Origin of the sequence: Chryseobacterium koreense CCUG 49689 (assembly GCF_001045435.1) — a bacterium.
GTDB classification, from domain to species: Bacteria; Bacteroidota; Bacteroidia; order Flavobacteriales; family Weeksellaceae; genus Kaistella; species Kaistella koreensis.
Genome location: NZ_LFNG01000022.1, coordinates 16,125 through 31,305 on the forward strand (window position 1 = coordinate 16,125; position 15,181 = coordinate 31,305).

26 protein-coding genes, 1 tRNA gene and 1 pseudogene are annotated in these 15,181 nt (G+C 40.4%); 7 read left to right on the forward strand and 21 right to left on the reverse strand.

All coding sequences use genetic code 11. The features are described 5' to 3' along the window. Positions 1-8: 8 nt before the first annotated feature. Both ACM44_RS12910 and ACM44_RS12915 read right to left on the reverse strand, forming a co-directional pair. Positions 9-923: a hypothetical protein gene (locus tag ACM44_RS12910; RefSeq protein WP_048500467.1), complete on the reverse strand. Its 915-nt coding sequence runs from the start codon at positions 921-923 to the stop codon at positions 9-11. A 92-nt stretch (positions 924-1,015) separates the two neighbouring features. Continuing rightward, entirely contained in the window at positions 1,016-1,966 is a 951-nt protein-coding gene (locus ACM44_RS12915) for an HK97 family phage prohead protease (protein ID WP_048500468.1), read from the reverse strand. A gap of 156 nt (positions 1,967-2,122) precedes the next feature. On the opposite strand from ACM44_RS12915, the gene ACM44_RS12920 reads away from it, so the two are divergent. The 5 genes from ACM44_RS12920 to ACM44_RS12940 all read left to right on the forward strand — a co-directional run bounded on the left by ACM44_RS12920 (position 2,123) and on the right by ACM44_RS12940 (position 7,545). Beyond that, positions 2,123-2,671 carry a hypothetical protein gene (locus tag ACM44_RS12920; protein ID WP_152669363.1) on the forward strand — a complete coding sequence of 183 codons (549 nt, stop codon included), beginning with the start codon at positions 2,123-2,125 and terminating at the stop codon, positions 2,669-2,671. Continuing rightward, positions 2,671-4,203, forward strand: a complete 1,533-nt coding sequence (locus tag ACM44_RS12925) for a hypothetical protein (RefSeq protein WP_048500470.1) — start codon at positions 2,671-2,673, stop codon at positions 4,201-4,203. Before ACM44_RS12920 ends, ACM44_RS12925 begins: the two co-directional genes overlap by 1 nt. A gap of 15 nt (positions 4,204-4,218) precedes the next feature. Further along, complete coding sequence (locus tag ACM44_RS12930; RefSeq protein ID WP_048500471.1) at positions 4,219-4,665, forward strand: phage protein Gp36 family protein; 447 nt, start codon at positions 4,219-4,221, stop codon at positions 4,663-4,665. Positions 4,666-4,804: 139 nt separating this feature from the next. After that, the gene (locus tag ACM44_RS12935; protein WP_048500472.1) at positions 4,805-6,052 is read left to right on the forward strand and encodes a phage portal protein family protein; all 1,248 of its coding nucleotides are present in this window, start codon (positions 4,805-4,807) and stop codon (positions 6,050-6,052) included. Between the two features lie 53 nt (positions 6,053-6,105). Next, a complete protein-coding gene (locus tag ACM44_RS12940; RefSeq protein WP_152669364.1) occupies positions 6,106-7,545 on the forward strand; it encodes a phage minor head protein in 1,440 nt (479 codons plus the stop codon). On the opposite strand, the gene ACM44_RS12945 is transcribed toward ACM44_RS12940, so the two are convergent. Continuing rightward, positions 7,537-7,779, reverse strand: coding sequence for a hypothetical protein (locus tag ACM44_RS12945; RefSeq protein WP_048500474.1), 243 nt, complete (start codon positions 7,777-7,779; stop codon positions 7,537-7,539). The two genes, ACM44_RS12940 and ACM44_RS12945, sit on opposite strands and share 9 nt — an antisense overlap. A gap of 32 nt (positions 7,780-7,811) precedes the next feature. Between ACM44_RS12945 and ACM44_RS12950 the strand changes: the two genes are divergently transcribed. Beyond that, on the forward strand, positions 7,812-8,363 hold the full coding sequence (locus ACM44_RS12950) for a hypothetical protein (RefSeq protein WP_048500475.1): 552 nt from the start codon (positions 7,812-7,814) through the stop codon (positions 8,361-8,363). 2 nt (positions 8,364-8,365) lie between these two features. Beyond that, positions 8,366-8,818, forward strand: a complete 453-nt coding sequence (locus tag ACM44_RS12955; protein ID WP_048500476.1) for a hypothetical protein — start codon at positions 8,366-8,368, stop codon at positions 8,816-8,818. Here ACM44_RS12955 and ACM44_RS15055 read toward each other — a convergent pair. The 18 genes and pseudogenes from ACM44_RS15055 to ACM44_RS15400 form a co-directional block, all read right to left on the reverse strand. Next, the gene (locus ACM44_RS15055) at positions 8,781-9,008 is read right to left on the reverse strand and encodes a hypothetical protein (protein ID WP_083993734.1); all 228 of its coding nucleotides are present in this window, start codon (positions 9,006-9,008) and stop codon (positions 8,781-8,783) included. The genes ACM44_RS12955 and ACM44_RS15055 overlap by 38 nt on opposite strands. A gap of 52 nt (positions 9,009-9,060) precedes the next feature. Further along, complete coding sequence (locus ACM44_RS12960; RefSeq protein WP_048500477.1) at positions 9,061-9,495, reverse strand: hypothetical protein; 435 nt, start codon at positions 9,493-9,495, stop codon at positions 9,061-9,063. Beyond that, the gene (locus tag ACM44_RS12965) at positions 9,492-9,800 is read right to left on the reverse strand and encodes a hypothetical protein (protein ID WP_048500478.1); all 309 of its coding nucleotides are present in this window, start codon (positions 9,798-9,800) and stop codon (positions 9,492-9,494) included. Before ACM44_RS12965 ends, ACM44_RS12960 begins: the two co-directional genes overlap by 4 nt. Before the next feature lie 37 nt (positions 9,801-9,837). Continuing rightward, positions 9,838-10,044 carry a hypothetical protein gene (locus ACM44_RS15220; RefSeq protein WP_152669365.1) on the reverse strand — a complete coding sequence of 69 codons (207 nt, stop codon included), beginning with the start codon at positions 10,042-10,044 and terminating at the stop codon, positions 9,838-9,840. A 103-nt stretch (positions 10,045-10,147) separates the two neighbouring features. Further along, positions 10,148-10,381 (reverse strand): hypothetical protein, encoded by a 234-nt coding sequence (locus ACM44_RS15225; protein WP_152669366.1) that lies wholly within the window; start codon positions 10,379-10,381, stop codon positions 10,148-10,150. A 242-nt stretch (positions 10,382-10,623) separates the two neighbouring features. Beyond that, positions 10,624-10,857 (reverse strand): hypothetical protein, encoded by a 234-nt coding sequence (locus ACM44_RS12980; protein WP_048500481.1) that lies wholly within the window; start codon positions 10,855-10,857, stop codon positions 10,624-10,626. Further along, positions 10,857-11,273, reverse strand: a complete 417-nt coding sequence (locus ACM44_RS12985; protein WP_048500482.1) for a hypothetical protein — start codon at positions 11,271-11,273, stop codon at positions 10,857-10,859. Before ACM44_RS12985 ends, ACM44_RS12980 begins: the two co-directional genes overlap by 1 nt. Next, positions 11,270-11,587, reverse strand: coding sequence for a hypothetical protein (locus tag ACM44_RS15390; protein ID WP_160304049.1), 318 nt, complete (start codon positions 11,585-11,587; stop codon positions 11,270-11,272). The genes ACM44_RS12985 and ACM44_RS15390 overlap by 4 nt, the downstream gene beginning before the upstream one ends. After that, positions 11,526-11,741: a hypothetical protein gene (locus ACM44_RS12995; protein ID WP_048500484.1), complete on the reverse strand. Its 216-nt coding sequence runs from the start codon at positions 11,739-11,741 to the stop codon at positions 11,526-11,528. Before ACM44_RS12995 ends, ACM44_RS15390 begins: the two co-directional genes overlap by 62 nt. A 1-nt stretch (position 11,742) precedes the next feature. Next, positions 11,743-12,039, reverse strand: a complete 297-nt coding sequence (locus ACM44_RS13000) for a hypothetical protein (protein ID WP_048500485.1) — start codon at positions 12,037-12,039, stop codon at positions 11,743-11,745. Then, complete coding sequence (locus ACM44_RS13005) at positions 12,026-12,988, reverse strand: RNA-directed DNA polymerase (protein ID WP_048500486.1); 963 nt, start codon at positions 12,986-12,988, stop codon at positions 12,026-12,028. The genes ACM44_RS13000 and ACM44_RS13005 overlap by 14 nt, the downstream gene beginning before the upstream one ends. A gap of 217 nt (positions 12,989-13,205) precedes the next feature. Continuing rightward, positions 13,206-13,595 carry a hypothetical protein gene (locus ACM44_RS13010; protein ID WP_048500487.1) on the reverse strand — a complete coding sequence of 130 codons (390 nt, stop codon included), beginning with the start codon at positions 13,593-13,595 and terminating at the stop codon, positions 13,206-13,208. A 13-nt stretch (positions 13,596-13,608) separates the two neighbouring features. After that, positions 13,609-14,076 carry a hypothetical protein gene (locus tag ACM44_RS13015; RefSeq protein WP_048500488.1) on the reverse strand — a complete coding sequence of 156 codons (468 nt, stop codon included), beginning with the start codon at positions 14,074-14,076 and terminating at the stop codon, positions 13,609-13,611. A 2-nt stretch (positions 14,077-14,078) separates the two neighbouring features. Continuing rightward, a complete protein-coding gene (locus tag ACM44_RS15875; protein ID WP_262486488.1) occupies positions 14,079-14,201 on the reverse strand; it encodes a hypothetical protein in 123 nt (40 codons plus the stop codon). Continuing rightward, entirely contained in the window at positions 14,198-14,626 is a 429-nt protein-coding gene (locus tag ACM44_RS13020; protein ID WP_048500489.1) for a hypothetical protein, read from the reverse strand. Before ACM44_RS13020 ends, ACM44_RS15875 begins: the two co-directional genes overlap by 4 nt. A gap of 19 nt (positions 14,627-14,645) precedes the next feature. Then, positions 14,646-14,721: transfer RNA gene (locus ACM44_RS15230), tRNA-OTHER, on the reverse strand. A gap of 37 nt (positions 14,722-14,758) precedes the next feature. Next, a complete protein-coding gene (locus tag ACM44_RS15395) occupies positions 14,759-14,896 on the reverse strand; it encodes a hypothetical protein (RefSeq protein WP_160304051.1) in 138 nt (45 codons plus the stop codon). 1 nt (position 14,897) lies between these two features. Then, positions 14,898-15,181, reverse strand: a pseudogene (locus tag ACM44_RS15400) (hypothetical protein); the annotation flags it as partial.

The window sequence follows — 15,181 nt, forward strand, 5'->3', positions numbered from 1 at the left end:
ACAATGAATTAGATGATTGCGCCGATCATTTCATTTTTCGCTGGCATAGCGATGAAATAATGACGGTAGTTCAACAGGTTGGTTTGGGTGGTTGGCGAATCACCGGATTTACTGAAGTATTGCTTCGTTAACCCTGTTTTTTTCGCAACGTTATCCTTGTGGAAGGCAACGGATGCAACCAGGTCAGTTGCAGGAACACCCACTGCACCAAATGCATTTTTAACACCTGCAGCAGAATATTTCGGGTTGGCGACATAAGAGTAGATCTCGAACCCTGCGATTTTCTTGGCGACTGTACCGCTATTGATGTCCGCCAAAAGATTTCCGAAACGGTTTCTGTCCAATAACAGAATGTTTTCGTGATCTGTTGAAAGAACTAAACGTCTGCCCTCTACAGGAACCTCCTGTTTGTCGAACTTACCTTTCAGCTCGACGATCTTGTCATACAACATTGCTGCTTTTTCAGGACCTGTTTCAGTTCCTGCGAAAGCAAGTTTGATTACGGGCGTTTTAGCAGAATCAGACGCCGGTGCCTGTGCGTGGATCGCTTTTCTGTACTTGGTTGAATTAATCTGGGTTACGTGACCTTTTGTTGCAGAATCAATTCTGGCATAGGATGCACCCATAATCTGGTCATCAGACAAAGAAGTGGCTTTGGTCTGATATTTATCGAGCTTGATGGTCACTTCAGTATCACTGAATTGCTGCACATCAATTGGATAAGTGCTGTTGTTCAAAAGAACTTCCGGTTGAAAGGTTTCAACTGGTAAATGGATGACGTTGGTTTCGCCGGCAGAACCGGAACCCATCTCGATCACTTGTGTATCGAGTTCAGCGATACCGTCCAACCAAGGAGCCACGTTTTGGGTGGTCAATAGTTGAATTACGCGTGCGCTCCATACTTCTGGAAAATTTGCTGGCATTATTTATAAGTTTAAATGGTTATTAGTTTTTTAAAATCACTTTAAAAACCCGGCCTCCTACACGAGAAGGCTGGGAAAAATTTAAAGATGAATTATGAGAAGAGTGCTTTGTAAGCGTCTGGGTTGCTGTTTTTGAATTCCAGCTGAGCATTAAGATCAAGCTTTTGGAAATCATCCATCGTTTTCACGTCGGCTACCTGAACACCGGTAACCTGAGCGCCTAACTTATTCCTGGCTGGAGCATCGGTTACTGTTGATTTGTACAGATCCGGGAATTCAGCGTGAAGCTTGATATAATCAGCTTCTTTGGTTGCGTCAATCTTTCCGGCAGCGATATCGGCTTTTACCGTATCTGCAGAAAGTTTCGCTTTTTTGTCGTTTTCCAGATCCTGGAATCCTTTTATTTTAAGGTTCGCAGCATCCAGATCAGATTTTAGATTGATGATCTTTTCGTTCACTAAAGCTTCATCATGCTCTAAAGTGTTACCCGGCAGACCAAGTGCGGCCACTGCGGATAAAGTAAGGGTGATTTTTTTCATGGAATTATTGATATTGAATTGTGACAGGTCAGAAGCCATCAGCAGGATTTCAGAAATATCAGTTTCCTGCAGTTCTTTGATGCTGTCCGCTGTGGCAGCATAAAGTTTAATAGCATTGGCGTTATTGGGGATCGGTACGATGGAAGCTTCCAGAACCTCAGATTTCACTAGATCATAAGTATCATCTGGCGCAATCACAAAATTGCTCATGGAATAAGGATTAAGGCCTAAACTTGAACCTTTGATAAATCCGGCAGCTACTTTGCGGGCGATTTCTTTGGCGTTGGGATCTGCATCATCGAAAACAGCTTCCGCCGTCAGTAGGTTCCCTTCAATCTGTATATTTTCCCAACGTCCCAGAACCGAGTAATTGGACATGCTATGATTATCCAGAATCACCGGATTAGCACGGAAGCGGTCCAGGTCTAATCCGGCATTGGAAACCCGGAACCCGAACTGGTTTACTTTTGTTTCATCATTCAGAACAAATTTGTGTCTTGACATCGTTTTTTGTCGATTTAAAGCACAAACATCCGCCGCTTAATTTGGTTTGAAAAATAGTTGTACAGTTTCTGAGCAACGTTGTAAAGAAGCTGTACAACGTTGCTCAGAAACTGTACACTTTATTTTATCAGAGGTTCTATAATGGCAATTTTGTCCATGAAACTAATAACCATGGGACTGAAAAAGACCGAACAAAAGGAGTACGCCAAATTCCTTTATACCGAAAAAAATATTACTCAGAAGGAGATCGCCGAAAAAGTAGGAGTTACCGAAAAAACACTCAAAACGTGGATTGATGCCAACGATGGTGAATGGAAGAAATTGAAGAAATCTTTGATGACTACCAAAGCTCAGCAGATTACGAAACTGTACGATCAGCTCGCGCGATTAAACGAAGAAATTGAGAACCGACCGATCGTTCGGAAATCGATGCTTTCGCCCATAAAACTGGATAAGGAAGGCAACCCATTATATAAAGCTCCGGAATACGATCCCATTGTTCTATCCAATTACGCAAATTCCAAAGAGACAGATTCAATCACCAAAATAACCAACGCCATCCATAAACTGGAAGGTGAAGTTTCAATCGGTGAAACGGTGCAGATCGGAATGGCTTTCTGCGAATACGTGCGCGATATTGATTTTGAAAAGTCGCAAATGATAAGTGAGTTCTTTGATATGTTCATCCGTCAGCAACTGAAATAATGGCAAAACAGTCGGATAAAAGACATCTTGAAACCTGGGAAATCTTTCGCAATAATATTGCGAAAAGCACACCGGTAGATCTTAACGAAAGTGAGATCCAGAAGAAAAAAAGGATCGCAGCTTTAGAAGCGGATCCCGAAAAATGGTTTGCTTATTATTTCCCATCATATTATACCGCAGAACCGGCACCATTCCATAAAAAAGCCACAAAACGGGTGGTTGAAAATCCTGAATGGCTGGAAGTACGTTCTTGGTCCCGTGAGCTCGCGAAATCCGCGCGCACCATGATGGAAGCACTTTACCTTTCTTTCACCAAAAAGAAGAAAGTTTGGTTAATGATCAGTAATACTGAGGACAAAGCCAAACGTTTGCTTTTGCCTTATAAAAATATCCTGGAATCAAACAACCGGATCATTAATGACTATGGCGTTCAGAAACAAATCGGTAAATGGGAAGACCACGAGTTCTGCACAAAATTCGGATTCTCATTCCGTGCACTCGGTGCCGGACAATCACCGAGGGGAACGCGAAACGATGCAGCACGTCCGGACGCAATTATTATAGATGATTTTGACACCGACAAAAAATGCCGGAATAAAGACCGTGTGAAAGCTGATACCGACTGGATCCAGGAAGCGGTAATTCCAACGCGTTCGGTGTCGGTTCCATTGCTGGTAATCATTAACGGGAACATTATTCATAAATACTGCACCATCACCATCATGGGTGAGTTGGCGGACTGTTGGGATATCGTGAATCTTACCGATAAATCCGGGAAACCGACGTGGTCTAAAAACACGCCCGCCATGATCCGGGCGATGTTTTATAATTCCAAAGGCAAACGCAAGATATCTAAAAAAGCCGAACAGAAAGAGTACTACAACAATCCATCTGCGGAAGGTGATACGTTCAAGCAGTTCCTTTACGGCAAATGTCCGCCGCTGAAGAAATGCGAAAAGGTGGTGACTTATGTGGATCCATCACCATCAAACAACAAAGAGAAAAACAGCAGCTCGAAAGCGGTTGTAATTGTCGGTTTGCATGACGGGAAATACTATGGTTATAAAGTTTGGCTTGGTAAAGCAACCAATTCCGAAATGGTCGGCTGGATTGGTCAAGCTTATAACTATCTCGAAAGAAACGGGATCGATGCCAAAAAAATGTTCATTGAAAACAATAGTCTTCAAGATCCGCATTACCAGCAGGTGGTAAAGCCATTACTTGAAAAGTACAGAAAAGAGCATGGCGTAAAACTTCCGGTTCGGGAAGACAAACGCAAGAAAGCCGATAAGTTTGAAAGGCTCGAAAATATGGCAGATGATAACGAAGACGGAAACATCATTTTCAATGAAAAAGAAAAAGAAAACCCTATGATGGTGCAGATGGAAGATGAATGGTTAGGAGTTTCCAAAGATTCCAAAGAAATGGACGGTCCAGACGCTTTTGAAGGTGCAAAAACAATGATGGATACCCGTGTGGTTAAAGATGATTTGGGTTATGCATCCGGACCAATTGAAAGCAGAAGATATTAACAAAATACCAAAACTATGTTTTTACAAATAGAAGATTTAGGAACCACCATTTACAGTTACCAAATTGGGCAAATTACCGAGGGGGACGAAAATATTTTGCTTCAGGCAATGGCCTCAGCTGAGGAAGAAGTCCGCAGCTATCTAACCGCAATCGAATGGAGCGACGGCCGGCCGCGTTTGGATGTTCCCGCGATCCTGGGAGCCACCGGAACCAACCGCAACGCCTTACTGGTCCGCATGACTGCCACAATCGCCAAATTCTATGTAATTGAGCTATGCAATGCGGATGTCATTTATGAAACTGCCAAAGAAAGGTACGACCGTGCCATCGCGTGGTTAAAACAGTTGGCGCGCGGTGAAATCAAATTAAGCACTTTGCCGGAAACGCCGGAACTGGATCCGGATTCAGCCGGAACCGAACCTTTTGTTTACGGATCCCGTGAAAAATTTAACCATGAATAAAATGAAAAGAGTAATTAAAACAATAGTATTTATCGTAGGTGTTGATGTGTTGGGATTCCCACTGTATCACCGGCATACATTGATTGAACACCACCTTATTCATTCATTATTCTTCAAAGCATTTTCAAAAAACTAAACCATGGCCAGAAAATTCAATAATAGATCCCAAAACAACAGAAACCAGCTCGCAGCACAAACTAAGGCGAAAAGTGGCGGTAACAAACTATTTCCTCAACTCGTAGAAAAAACAGTTACCCAGACGCGACAGGACATTGCGAAATGGAAAGCTGCGCTGAATGGTTTCAATAACACCGATAGCCCTTCGGTTTACTTGTTATACAACCTTTACGATACCATACTTGATGATGCCGTTTTAACTTCTCAGATTGAAAATAGAATTAATGACAGTCTTGGTGCTTCTTTCAATCTAAAGAAAAAAGGGAGTAAAGATGTTGATACAGAATTAACAGCAAGTTTACAAAACTCAGAGTTATTTAATGACCTGATCACCCATATTATCAATACACGATTTTACGGACATTCTCTTGTTGAATTTGACTGGAAACAGGATGGATTGAACGAACCGCGACTGATAGTGGATCTGATTCCACGCCAGAACGTACTCCCAAAAAAAGGGGTAATGTTATTCGATTACAACGAAGACAAAGGTGTGAAATACCGTGAAGTTCCAGAGTATGGAACATGGGTTTTAGAATTCGGAAAACCTGGCGAAAAAGGACTTTTAAACAAAGCGGTTCCACACGCACTTTTCAAACGATTCGGAGAGTCTTGCTGGTCTGAACTTTGTGAAATATATGGAATTCCACCAAGGGTTTACAAAACTGATGCATCAGATCCACAAGCGGTCGCACGTGGGAAAAAGATGATGCAGGATATGGGTTCCGCAGCATGGTTTATTATTGATACAACGGAGGAATTTGAATGGGCAAAAGGCGTGAATACCAATGGCGATGTATACGGTAATTTATTAGCTTTCTGCGATAATCAGAACTCATTGTTGATATCCGGTGCCATAGTGGGTCAGGACACGAAAAATGGATCCAATAGCAAAGAAATCGCATCTCAAAAATTACTGTCAAAATTAGTGCTCGCAGATATGGCACTTGTTGAAATGTACATGAATTCAAAGGTAATGCCAGCGCTCGCACGTATTGGCGTTGTACCTGCAGATTATGTGTTTAACTGGGAAATTTCGGAAAATCTTGCAGAGCTTTGGAAAAGAGCAATGGAAGCTGAAGAAAAAGGATTTGAAGTTGACTGGAAATGGCTTGCAGAAAAATTTGGTATTAAAATTACCGGTCGAAAAGAAAACGCCGTTCAATTACCCGGCTCCAACTTAAACGTCGCTGAAAGTTTTTTCGTCTAAGGGCTGAAGGACATCGGCCTGTCAGCCCGAAACAGTATTTTAACGGTCTGCATTTGCGGTTAAGTTCTTTGTATGACTGCAGCTGCGAAAGCTGTCAGAAAATCAACCTTGCTGCAAGCTCAGACGGACCTATTTTTAAATCAGTTTTAAAAGCGGCTGAAAACGCGTTTAAACATCTTCATGAAAAAGGATCGTACAGCCCGGAATATCTCAAAGATAAACCGTATCAAAAACTCATCGATGAAACGAATAAAGTTTTTAATTCGGCGGTTACCGATAACGATATTCCGCCAGAAATGCTGGCAAAGCTTGAAAATGATACGTTTATTTTTTCCGGACTCAGAACACACGCCCAATTACTGGAAGCATCAACAATGCTCATGGAAGATGGGAAGATCCGCAGTTTCGATGCATTTGCCAATGATTTCAATAAAGTTAATTCCAAGTACAACCAGAATTACCTGGAAGCGGAATGGCAGTTTGCTGTTTCGAGTTCACAGAGTGCTGCCAATTGGGCGGCAACTGACCAGGACGGCAGATATAACCTACAATATAGAACGGCGAATGATAGCCGCGTTCGTGACGATCATGCCGCGCTGCAAGATACTACGCTTCCGGTAGATGATCCGTTCTGGATGTCCTATTATCCGCCGAACGGTTGGCGCTGCAGATGTACCGCTGTGGAAGTTCTTAAAGAAAAATACACGGTTTCAGATTCTGAAAAAGCCAATGCAGCCGGTGACCGTGCAACCACCAAAATAGGACCGGATGGGAAAAATAGAAGCGAGATCTTTAGGTTTAATCCCGGAATGGAACAGAAGGTCTTCCCGCCGAAACATCCGTATAATAAATTGAAGGGTTCGGAAGAGGTGAAAGCCGTGGTCAATCAAAATACAATTGAACAAAAATTAGGCATCACAAAAGGAAAAGAAATGACATTTGAAGAAGCCAATGAGTTAAAAGGAAATGTTAATTATGGAAAAGGTCATGGATACAGTATAAATTGCCAATCCTGTGTCGTGGCAAATGAATTACGTCGAAGAGGCTATGATGTTACAGCATTGGAAAACACTAATAAAAAGGATAACATTCCTTTTAAACTATCTTATAAGACAAACTGGGCATGGCTAAATGAAAAAGGGGAAATGCCTTCAAAAACAAAAGTTGGCGGTTATGACGGCACTGATAGAAGAGGACGAACAAAATCTAAATCAATTGTTCAGTTGTCCAAGGAATTAAATGATTTTACAAAAGACATCGGTAGATATCATATTGATTATGGATGGAAAAAATCTAATGGCGGACATATAATAACATTAGAGCGAATAGCCGATGGAAAAGTAAGGTTTTATGATCCGCAAAATGGGAAAATAGTGAGGTGGACTGAATTGAGTAAACAGATCTCACTTCTGCACGGCGTAAATGTGCTAAGAGTGGATAATCTACTGCTAAACACTGATATAATAGATGGTATTGTGAAAAAATTACCCTAAACTTTCTGTGGTATCCGGAGGCACTTCGGTAAAGTGCATAAGACTGTATATTTCTGAAGTTTTATTTTCACGAGCAACGCCATCCTTTACTAGAATAAAAGTTGGATAGCCAATAATAAGCATGTCTTCAGGTTGAGCAATATACACATCAAAGCCGTTCCATTTCTCTTGAAAATCAACAGAAATAAAACCTTTTGATTCAGCAAACGTTAAAGCTATTTTATCGTTTTCCATATAACAAAGTTACAACTTATTTTAAATTAACAATGGATTTACAAACTTTTCATCAAAATATCATTAAAGACGTGAAAACGGAAATGATGGATGAGTTTGACCGCAACTTTGAACGCAAGGCTTTTTTTGACCAGGCATGGCCGAAAAATTCACTCATCAACCGCAAAGGATCCATGATGGCCAGAACCAACAATTTGAGACGTGGATACCAGGCAAAGATCCAGGGGGAAAAGATTGCGTTTACCAACTCAATGCCTTACGCATCTATCCAGAATGAAGGTGGTGAAATTACGGTGACAGCTAAAATGAAGCGGTATTTCTGGGCGATGTATTACCAGGCTGCAGGTGGGATTGTTTTCAATATAAAAACCAAAGCTGCAGCCAAAACAAAAAAAAACCGGGCGCTGAGCATCGAAGCTGAGCAGTTCAAAGCCCTGGCGCTGATGCCGATCGGGAAAAAGATAAAGATTCCTTCCAGGCGCGTAATAGGACCACACCCGAGGGTTATAGAAGTTATTTCGGGCGTAGTCAACAATCACCTGACTGAACTTAATAATATTATTTTAAACAATCTAAGACCATAATCATGGATGCAATACTGAAAGCAATTCAAAACAAAATCGGTGAGAGCACGGAAATAAAGTATGTTGATGAAAACTGGGGACAGCTGGATCTGTATGGAAATGAAATCCCGGTGAAATGGCCATGCGCTTTAATATCGCTGAATTCTGCAGCGTTCACTAATATCGGAACAGATCCGAAAGCATTACCGATGAATCGACAGGAAGCCACCGCAAACATCGAAATTACCGTCGCAAAACTGAAACTCACCAACAGCAGCTATAAAGCGCCTATGGTACAGAAACTGCAGTCCTGGGAAGTGTGGGAAGTGGTAGAAGCTATTCACAATAAATTACACGGATGGAATCCATTGCCTGGAACGGGTAAACTGATAAGAACTGGGATTTCGCAGGTTCGCCGCGACGATGGCGTGCAGGAAATCAGAGTGATGTATTCTGTGGGCATTCACAACTGCTAAGCTCTGCCAACAGTTTGTCGATCGGCGTGCTGAGTATGGTATTCAGCGTGGTTCTGGATATGGGATATTTGGGATAAATATAGCGCTTCAGGATGCGCGTATCCGGTATGTCTTCTGTCTTGTGCTGCAGATAGATATCCCGGATATTTTTGTAGCGTAAAAGCGTGTTTAGCTGTAGTGGTTTTGTCATGTATAATTCATCCCTATCGCAAATATATGGAACTATATTCCATTTTACCAAATTATTCCTGCAATAAGTAGAAATATTTACTGATGTAAGTTTCTGTTTTGTCGCCTTTTATATCAATTTGTTCATCCATTTTCAGTTTATCCACGCGGGCAACAAACTTATTTTTGGAATCGTAAAAACTGTAAGACGTGGGATCTTTATAAATGGAGATGAAAGCGGCGTTTTTGTCGGCCGCTGCACTTGCTTCCGTCAAACCTTTCAGGAATATTGAAAATGCCAGTTCTGTGCTATAATCGTCTTTGGATCTGGCATCCTCCATGATAAACTTGCATCGCTCTATATTGGCGCTCAGGTCTTCGTTTTTCAAGTTCAATTTCTGATTATACAGTTCAATCAGGTTATTGTAAGAAACGGCTTTAAATAGCGTCTTTTGCTGTCCGAAAAACAATCCGGATATAAACAGGAAAATGAGTAACAGTTTTTTCATATTTTTATTTCAATAGGTTTCATAAAAAGATCTTTTGGTCCTGCATTTTCATTGAATACACAAACTTGATTATTATATCCAAAAACGATTTCAACGCCAAATAGCTCACTTCTAACGTGATATTGATATCCTGTACTTCTATACCTTGTTGTATGTTCGACAAAATTATAAAAGAACTTAGGCATTGAAACCTTTATATCTTTTGGACGGATATTTTCATTAGTCATTAACTCATTAATATCATTCCTTATTCTATCAAGTATAAAATCAATCTGATTGACTTTCATTTCAAATACTATTTCCATGATTTTGTTTTAACAAAGTTAATAAAAAAACAGCACACTAAATTAGTGGCGGTTTTTTGTGGAACTCCTCAATCGCTACAGACTGCATATTTTTGGAAACTCCGTTTTTTATGGCTTTCCATTCGGTCTGGATGTAGCCTCTTTTGTCCGGCTCATACTGGTCAAATACAATGGTGTACCCCTTCTTTTCCAGGGCTTCTTTTACTTCCTCGTGGCTGTACCAGTATCCGTTTAGTTTAATCATTTTGGAGAATTTTTGTTTTGTTTTTGGAGAATTGAAAAACCAGATAACGGCGGTTTTGCAAAATGCTTCGCACTTCGCAAAGCCGAGCGTTAGCCGTAATTGCCTACCAACTTCCGTAATCATATTGGAAGCTGTCAACCCAACCGCATCTGCTACATTTATGGTCGCCATATTTGCTACGTCCGTTGTCAATTTCTGTAACCAAAAACATATTGTGCCCTTTATCAAAGCAAATATGGCTTTTGTCTAATGGCAACGAACCGCTAACATTGGTTTGTGGCAAGTACGGCTGACGTGGCTTAATCAGCTTTAGTTTTTCAAATAATCTGCGTATCATATTTTCAAGTTTTGTGTTTCATATTCCGCACCTGGCCACAAGCCAAGTGCCGTTATGGGAAATGGGATAAGCACTTCTCGCAAAAAGCATCTTGATTTTTAACAGACCGACGCATAGGGTATTCTCGATGAAAACTCATATTTGTTTTGTCAACTTTTAGCCCGCATAAAGTAAAGCTGTTGTTTTTATCAGCTATATGAATAGGGAGCCCACTCCCCACAACAGGCGGTTTGCCGTCAGCTTTAATGTTCATCAGTTAATGGGTTTGGGTTATTGTAAATCATTTCATCAACCAGAACCTCTTCGGGCTGATAATCACAATCGATAACAACATTCCAAAGTGAACCTTCGTAAATTGCTTCAATTCTTAACATTTCAAAATCAGTTCCAATATTCACCATTACATCCCAGCTATCACTTTCTGGGTAAGCATCGCCAATACTGTTTATTGCTTTTTTTAAATCTTTGAGTTTCATTACTTCCAGTATTTTTTGTTAAGGTATGATGCCGGATAAGGGAATGCGGTTCCGTCCGACTTTAATTTCACGAGTTCCGGGATAAACAGGATGGCTTCCATTTTATCCACGTTGCCCAGTTTGTTCCAGGCTTTTTCGGTAACTTCTTTCGGTCCCACTTTGCGCGGGTACTGTTTGTAGAAATTTTCAAATGTCACGTCGCTCAATTCGGCGAAGATCCACCCGGATTTCAGGTCGTGCGCACGCATCTTTGCGTGCATATCTTCCACAGAAGCGGTGATGTTTGACGCTACTTTCTTAATTTTATCAGCTTCCCATTCGCCTTCAAATTCCACGATTTGTAAAACGCCGTTTAAACCAAATTTAAACGTGATTTTAAGACCGGTTTTTGCATGTTTCGCAATGAATGTTCTCATATCAATTTTTGGTGTAATTCATTTTTAAATATTTCAATTTTATTGTTTTCATAAATCCCGGTAAACTTATTATGATCGGTTACCAACTCATAAAGCAAGGCGGCTAAGTGATATTTCAGCGTTAGCTGTAGTTTTTTACCGTTTGGATTTTGCGTGTATGAAAAACATCTTTGCGTGAGTATGGAAAATAGTTCCATCCGCATCGATTTACCCGCTTTTCTGCCGATATTGGCCGCTATCATTTGGTACTGATCATTGGTGATCTTGTGAATGAGAAACAGCGTTTCCGGATCTGTTTTTATTGTTACTTTCATTTTTGTCTCTGTACTTAAATTTCAGAATGTCATCTTCAATTTCCTGCCGGAACTGAGCAACCAGCGCGCGCAGCTCCAAACCCACTGATTTACCTTCCTGGTAATATTGTTTCAATCGGGCTTTCAGGATCAATATGAAGACTTCATCGGTCATATCATGTGAATTCTAATCGTTTATCGTTTTTTTTAATAATCGTTTTAAAAGGAAATTTATCTTTCGGAATCTGGGAAATTAGATCCATCAGGTTTTTAGAGCCGGTGAAAACCACCCGTTTGTTTCCATCCACCTCAATTTGTAATGTGAGATACTTTGTATTGGCTTTTTTCGTGGAATCTTTGATTTCAAAACCGATGACGATGACTTCAAGATTTAAAATGTCTTCCATATCTATTTTCTTTCCTATAAATGCCGATTCTTTCGGCTTTATTCCTAAATCTTTAAAATTGAACATCAGTTAATAATTTTTTCATTAAGTTTTTAGAATCGCAGTGTTTGGTCCATCCACTGTATGAAGCTATTGAGGCCTTTCGGGGCTTCCTTTTCAGCATCCGGGCAAACCGCTGCTTTATTGATTTCCGAAGTAAAACATGCGAATGAAAATGCACATAACCCACAAAATCGATTCCTCTTTTCTTCACCGGAAATACTTGATAATTTCCTTTAACTTCCAGTTTTAGGAACATTTGAAAGTAAATATTGATTGCATTAAACACTTGCCATAGATAAGCTTTGTCAGAATGAAGAATAACGATGTCGTCAGCGTATCTGAAGTAATATTTTATTCTGAATTGCTCCTTGATCCAGTGATCAAAATAAGTGAGGTAAAAGTTTGCTAAATATTGGCTTAAATAATTTCCAATCGGAAGGCCAGGGGCGGAATCAATGATTTCATCCAGTAACCATAATAAATCCGGATCTTTAAACTTTTTTCTTAAGAGTGACTTTAAAATGATGTGGTCAATGTTCGGGTAAAACTTTTTTATGTCTAGCTTCAGGCAGTATGTTGTTTGATCTACATTTTCCAAAGCTTTGCGAAGTGCAAAACTGGCTTTGTGAATTCCTCTTCCTTTGATGCAGCTGTAAGAATCAGCTGTAAAAACTGCTACGAAAATTGGTTCTAAAACGTTCATTACTGCATGATGGCAAATTCTGTCTGGAAAGTATGGAAGGCGGTAAACGTCGCGTTCTTTGGGTTCAAAAACTTTAAATACATCGTATTGTGACGTTTTATAAGTTTTGCTAATCAGCATATCGTGAAGTTTCAAAATATTGTTTTCGGAATTCTTATTGTGCTGAATCACACCGTAAGTTTCACGCTTTCCCTTTTGTGCTTTCAAATCAGCAAGGGTTAGATTTTCAATACTGATGATTTTTTCAAATAAATTGTTTAATCTTTTCATATTTTTAGCCTTGTCATTAAAAAGTCGTCTTCCCATAAGTACCAACGCCTTTACAAGTTTTTTTTTATTTTTTGCCGAGTGGCAGGGTTTGCAGTGTTAAATATTTTTTGACAATCAGGAACTGACATTCGAATTCGTATTCCAGTTATCGTAGTCGTTGTACGAAAAACTGACACCCGACGAAGAACTACAGCAACACACTGCACAACCTTTTTTATTACTCTTTTTCGACTGGTCGGTTGTAAACCATCATCGTTTTAAAAAGTTCTTGATATTCCTCGCTATTCCCAATTGCATTGGCTTTTTCTCTAGTTTCAGAAACAAGGCGGGAACCGACAGCCGAAGCCGTAACCCAGAGACCGAAGTCGAAGAACGAAAAACCGACACCCGACGAAGAACCCATGTTCCACCAGTTTTCATATTTTATTTGGGAATAATCTGTATAATCGGGGTTCCAAGTTGGATTTACTGCGTCGTGACCAACGCATAACTTTATGAATGCTTTTGCAGCTTCAACATGGCGTTCCGGACATCCAGTGATTTCGATTTTGTTGATGTCCAATCCTTCTTTTTCGAAGGCTTCTTTAATACTTGGTAATTTTTTCATATCTATTTTAATTTTAAATTGTCATAAAGTCTTTAAATATTGATGTAAACTGAGTTCCCGCATATTTTGCCAAACCAGAATTTTTCAGGGCAAGGCGGGAACCGACAAGCGAACCCGCACTCCAGAGATCGCAGCTGCCGAACGAAAAACCGACACCCGACGAAGAACCCATTTTAAACCAGGGAAAATATTTGTATTGGCTTGAATTTGTCCAATCCGGAACCCAGCCTTCATTTAGAGCCTTAATAATGACTACAGCCATTTGATTCTTTAAAATATGACTGGTTATTTCTGCTTTTTGAAGTTTACGTAATTCAATAACTTCTAAGTCATTTTCGCCAAGTTCTTCAACAGCATCATCGATGCTTTTAATTCTTTCGGTAACGTCTTTTGGAAGTGGTGCGAATTTTACTGTTCCGCTTTTTTCATCGAAAGATTCTACTTTGAAGCCTTCCGGAATTTGAATTTTTAGTGTGTTCATTTTTAATGATTTTGTTTTTTTAATTCTTTAATAGCACGTCTGACATTGGCAATTTCACGGATCATCACAGCGCATACGGCGCCGCCAATGAAGTGGATGATTCCGAACAGTAGTAGTGAATTCATTTATAATTTGATTTTAAGATGTTTTGTAATGCAAAAATGATCTTCGATAATTCCGTGCGGTTCATTTCCTTTAAAGGCAATTTCACCGGGCTTCTGTCGCTTTTCAGCCAACCGCCCAAACGCTGCAGATCCACAAAATGCGGATTGGCTTCCTGAACCCAGCCGAGCTGATGACAAAGACTGAGCACCGTCTTGTGCTGTGTATTGTACTTATCAAACAATGCCCAGGAAGAATGATCCAGTGTTTTTCCGGTGTTAAAAAAATAGATCAGTTCATCAGCCTGTAATCGGTTAAGTTCTGTAATGGAATTTACTTCCACTCCCATCATTTCGCTGATCGCTTCCAGCCGTTCTTCCCGGTTTCGGAATTTACCGCTGCAGATGGTTTGCAGCTGCTGGATTTGTGGTTTTGTAATTGTACTCATTTTATCAATTTTTGTTTTGATCCCCCGGCAGGATTCGAACCTGCTCTTCACTTCTGTTTTAAGGTACCGTGTGTGCGCCTATACACCACGGAGGAAACAGTAAATTATCGCATTCACCAAGCGTCTTAAATTCTATTCGAAAGATTGATAATAATCTTCCATATCGATCACGTGGTCCGTGGAACTGTCGATAATTAATGTTAACACAGCTCCCACAATCAGCCCTAGACAAAAGGCGAATACGATGATGGCTAAAACTGGTATAAACATCTTAATCTTCTTTTGGCAGTAAAAAGTTAAGGTCCACATCTTCCGGCAGGTTCACACCGGTGATCGAAAGCGGTAAGCTCTTTTCAACGCCGGAACCGTCAGTGAAATAAGCTTCGATAAACCACTTTGAAAGTTTCGGGCGGTAGTTGTTTTGGATTACTTCCACGCCGCGCTGTAAATCACTATCCGGATAATCACGGTCTGCAATCTGTCTGAGCTCGAGAACTTTTTTACTGTCCAGATCTCCTTTGGTGTTTTTCTGCAACAAACGGGTGATGGCTCCGA

Excerpts from the sequence above, each read along its gene's own strand:
- ACM44_RS13010 (WP_048500487.1), bottom strand. The coding sequence starts at position 13,595 with ATGAAAAAATTACCAAGTATTAAAGAAGCCTTCGAAAAAGAAGGATTG.
- ACM44_RS12980 (WP_048500481.1), bottom strand. The coding sequence starts at position 10,857 with ATGAAACTCAAAGATTTAAAAAAAGCAATAAACAGTATTGGCGATGCT.
- ACM44_RS12935 (WP_048500472.1), top strand. The coding sequence starts at position 4,805 with ATGGCCAGAAAATTCAATAATAGATCCCAAAACAACAGAAACCAGCTC.
- ACM44_RS15055 (WP_083993734.1), bottom strand. The coding sequence starts at position 9,008 with ATGACAAAACCACTACAGCTAAACACGCTTTTACGCTACAAAAATATC.
- ACM44_RS12910 (WP_048500467.1), bottom strand. The coding sequence starts at position 923 with ATGCCAGCAAATTTTCCAGAAGTATGGAGCGCACGCGTAATTCAACTA.
- ACM44_RS15225 (WP_152669366.1), bottom strand. The coding sequence starts at position 10,381 with ATGATACGCAGATTATTTGAAAAACTAAAGCTGATTAAGCCACGTCAG.
- ACM44_RS13005 (WP_048500486.1), bottom strand. The coding sequence starts at position 12,988 with ATGAAAAGATTAAACAATTTATTTGAAAAAATCATCAGTATTGAAAAT.
- ACM44_RS12995 (WP_048500484.1), bottom strand. The coding sequence starts at position 11,741 with ATGACCGATGAAGTCTTCATATTGATCCTGAAAGCCCGATTGAAACAA.
- ACM44_RS13000 (WP_048500485.1), bottom strand. The coding sequence starts at position 12,039 with ATGTTCAATTTTAAAGATTTAGGAATAAAGCCGAAAGAATCGGCATTT.
- ACM44_RS15395 (WP_160304051.1), bottom strand. The coding sequence starts at position 14,896 with ATGTTTATACCAGTTTTAGCCATCATCGTATTCGCCTTTTGTCTAGGG.
- ACM44_RS12930 (WP_048500471.1), top strand. The coding sequence starts at position 4,219 with ATGTTTTTACAAATAGAAGATTTAGGAACCACCATTTACAGTTACCAA.
- ACM44_RS12955 (WP_048500476.1), top strand. The coding sequence starts at position 8,366 with ATGGATGCAATACTGAAAGCAATTCAAAACAAAATCGGTGAGAGCACG.
- ACM44_RS15220 (WP_152669365.1), bottom strand. The coding sequence starts at position 10,044 with ATGATTAAACTAAACGGATACTGGTACAGCCACGAGGAAGTAAAAGAA.
- ACM44_RS12965 (WP_048500478.1), bottom strand. The coding sequence starts at position 9,800 with ATGGAAATAGTATTTGAAATGAAAGTCAATCAGATTGATTTTATACTT.
- ACM44_RS12950 (WP_048500475.1), top strand. The coding sequence starts at position 7,812 with ATGGATTTACAAACTTTTCATCAAAATATCATTAAAGACGTGAAAACG.
- ACM44_RS12960 (WP_048500477.1), bottom strand. The coding sequence starts at position 9,495 with ATGAAAAAACTGTTACTCATTTTCCTGTTTATATCCGGATTGTTTTTC.
- ACM44_RS12945 (WP_048500474.1), bottom strand. The coding sequence starts at position 7,779 with ATGGAAAACGATAAAATAGCTTTAACGTTTGCTGAATCAAAAGGTTTT.
- ACM44_RS12985 (WP_048500482.1), bottom strand. The coding sequence starts at position 11,273 with ATGAGAACATTCATTGCGAAACATGCAAAAACCGGTCTTAAAATCACG.
- ACM44_RS12925 (WP_048500470.1), top strand. The coding sequence starts at position 2,671 with ATGGCAAAACAGTCGGATAAAAGACATCTTGAAACCTGGGAAATCTTT.
- ACM44_RS12915 (WP_048500468.1), bottom strand. The coding sequence starts at position 1,966 with ATGTCAAGACACAAATTTGTTCTGAATGATGAAACAAAAGTAAACCAG.
- ACM44_RS15875 (WP_262486488.1), bottom strand. The coding sequence starts at position 14,201 with ATGAATTCACTACTACTGTTCGGAATCATCCACTTCATTGGCGGCGCC.
- ACM44_RS13015 (WP_048500488.1), bottom strand. The coding sequence starts at position 14,076 with ATGAACACACTAAAAATTCAAATTCCGGAAGGCTTCAAAGTAGAATCT.
- ACM44_RS12920 (WP_152669363.1), top strand. The coding sequence starts at position 2,123 with ATGAAACTAATAACCATGGGACTGAAAAAGACCGAACAAAAGGAGTAC.
- ACM44_RS15390 (WP_160304049.1), bottom strand. The coding sequence starts at position 11,587 with ATGAAAGTAACAATAAAAACAGATCCGGAAACGCTGTTTCTCATTCAC.
- ACM44_RS13020 (WP_048500489.1), bottom strand. The coding sequence starts at position 14,626 with ATGAGTACAATTACAAAACCACAAATCCAGCAGCTGCAAACCATCTGC.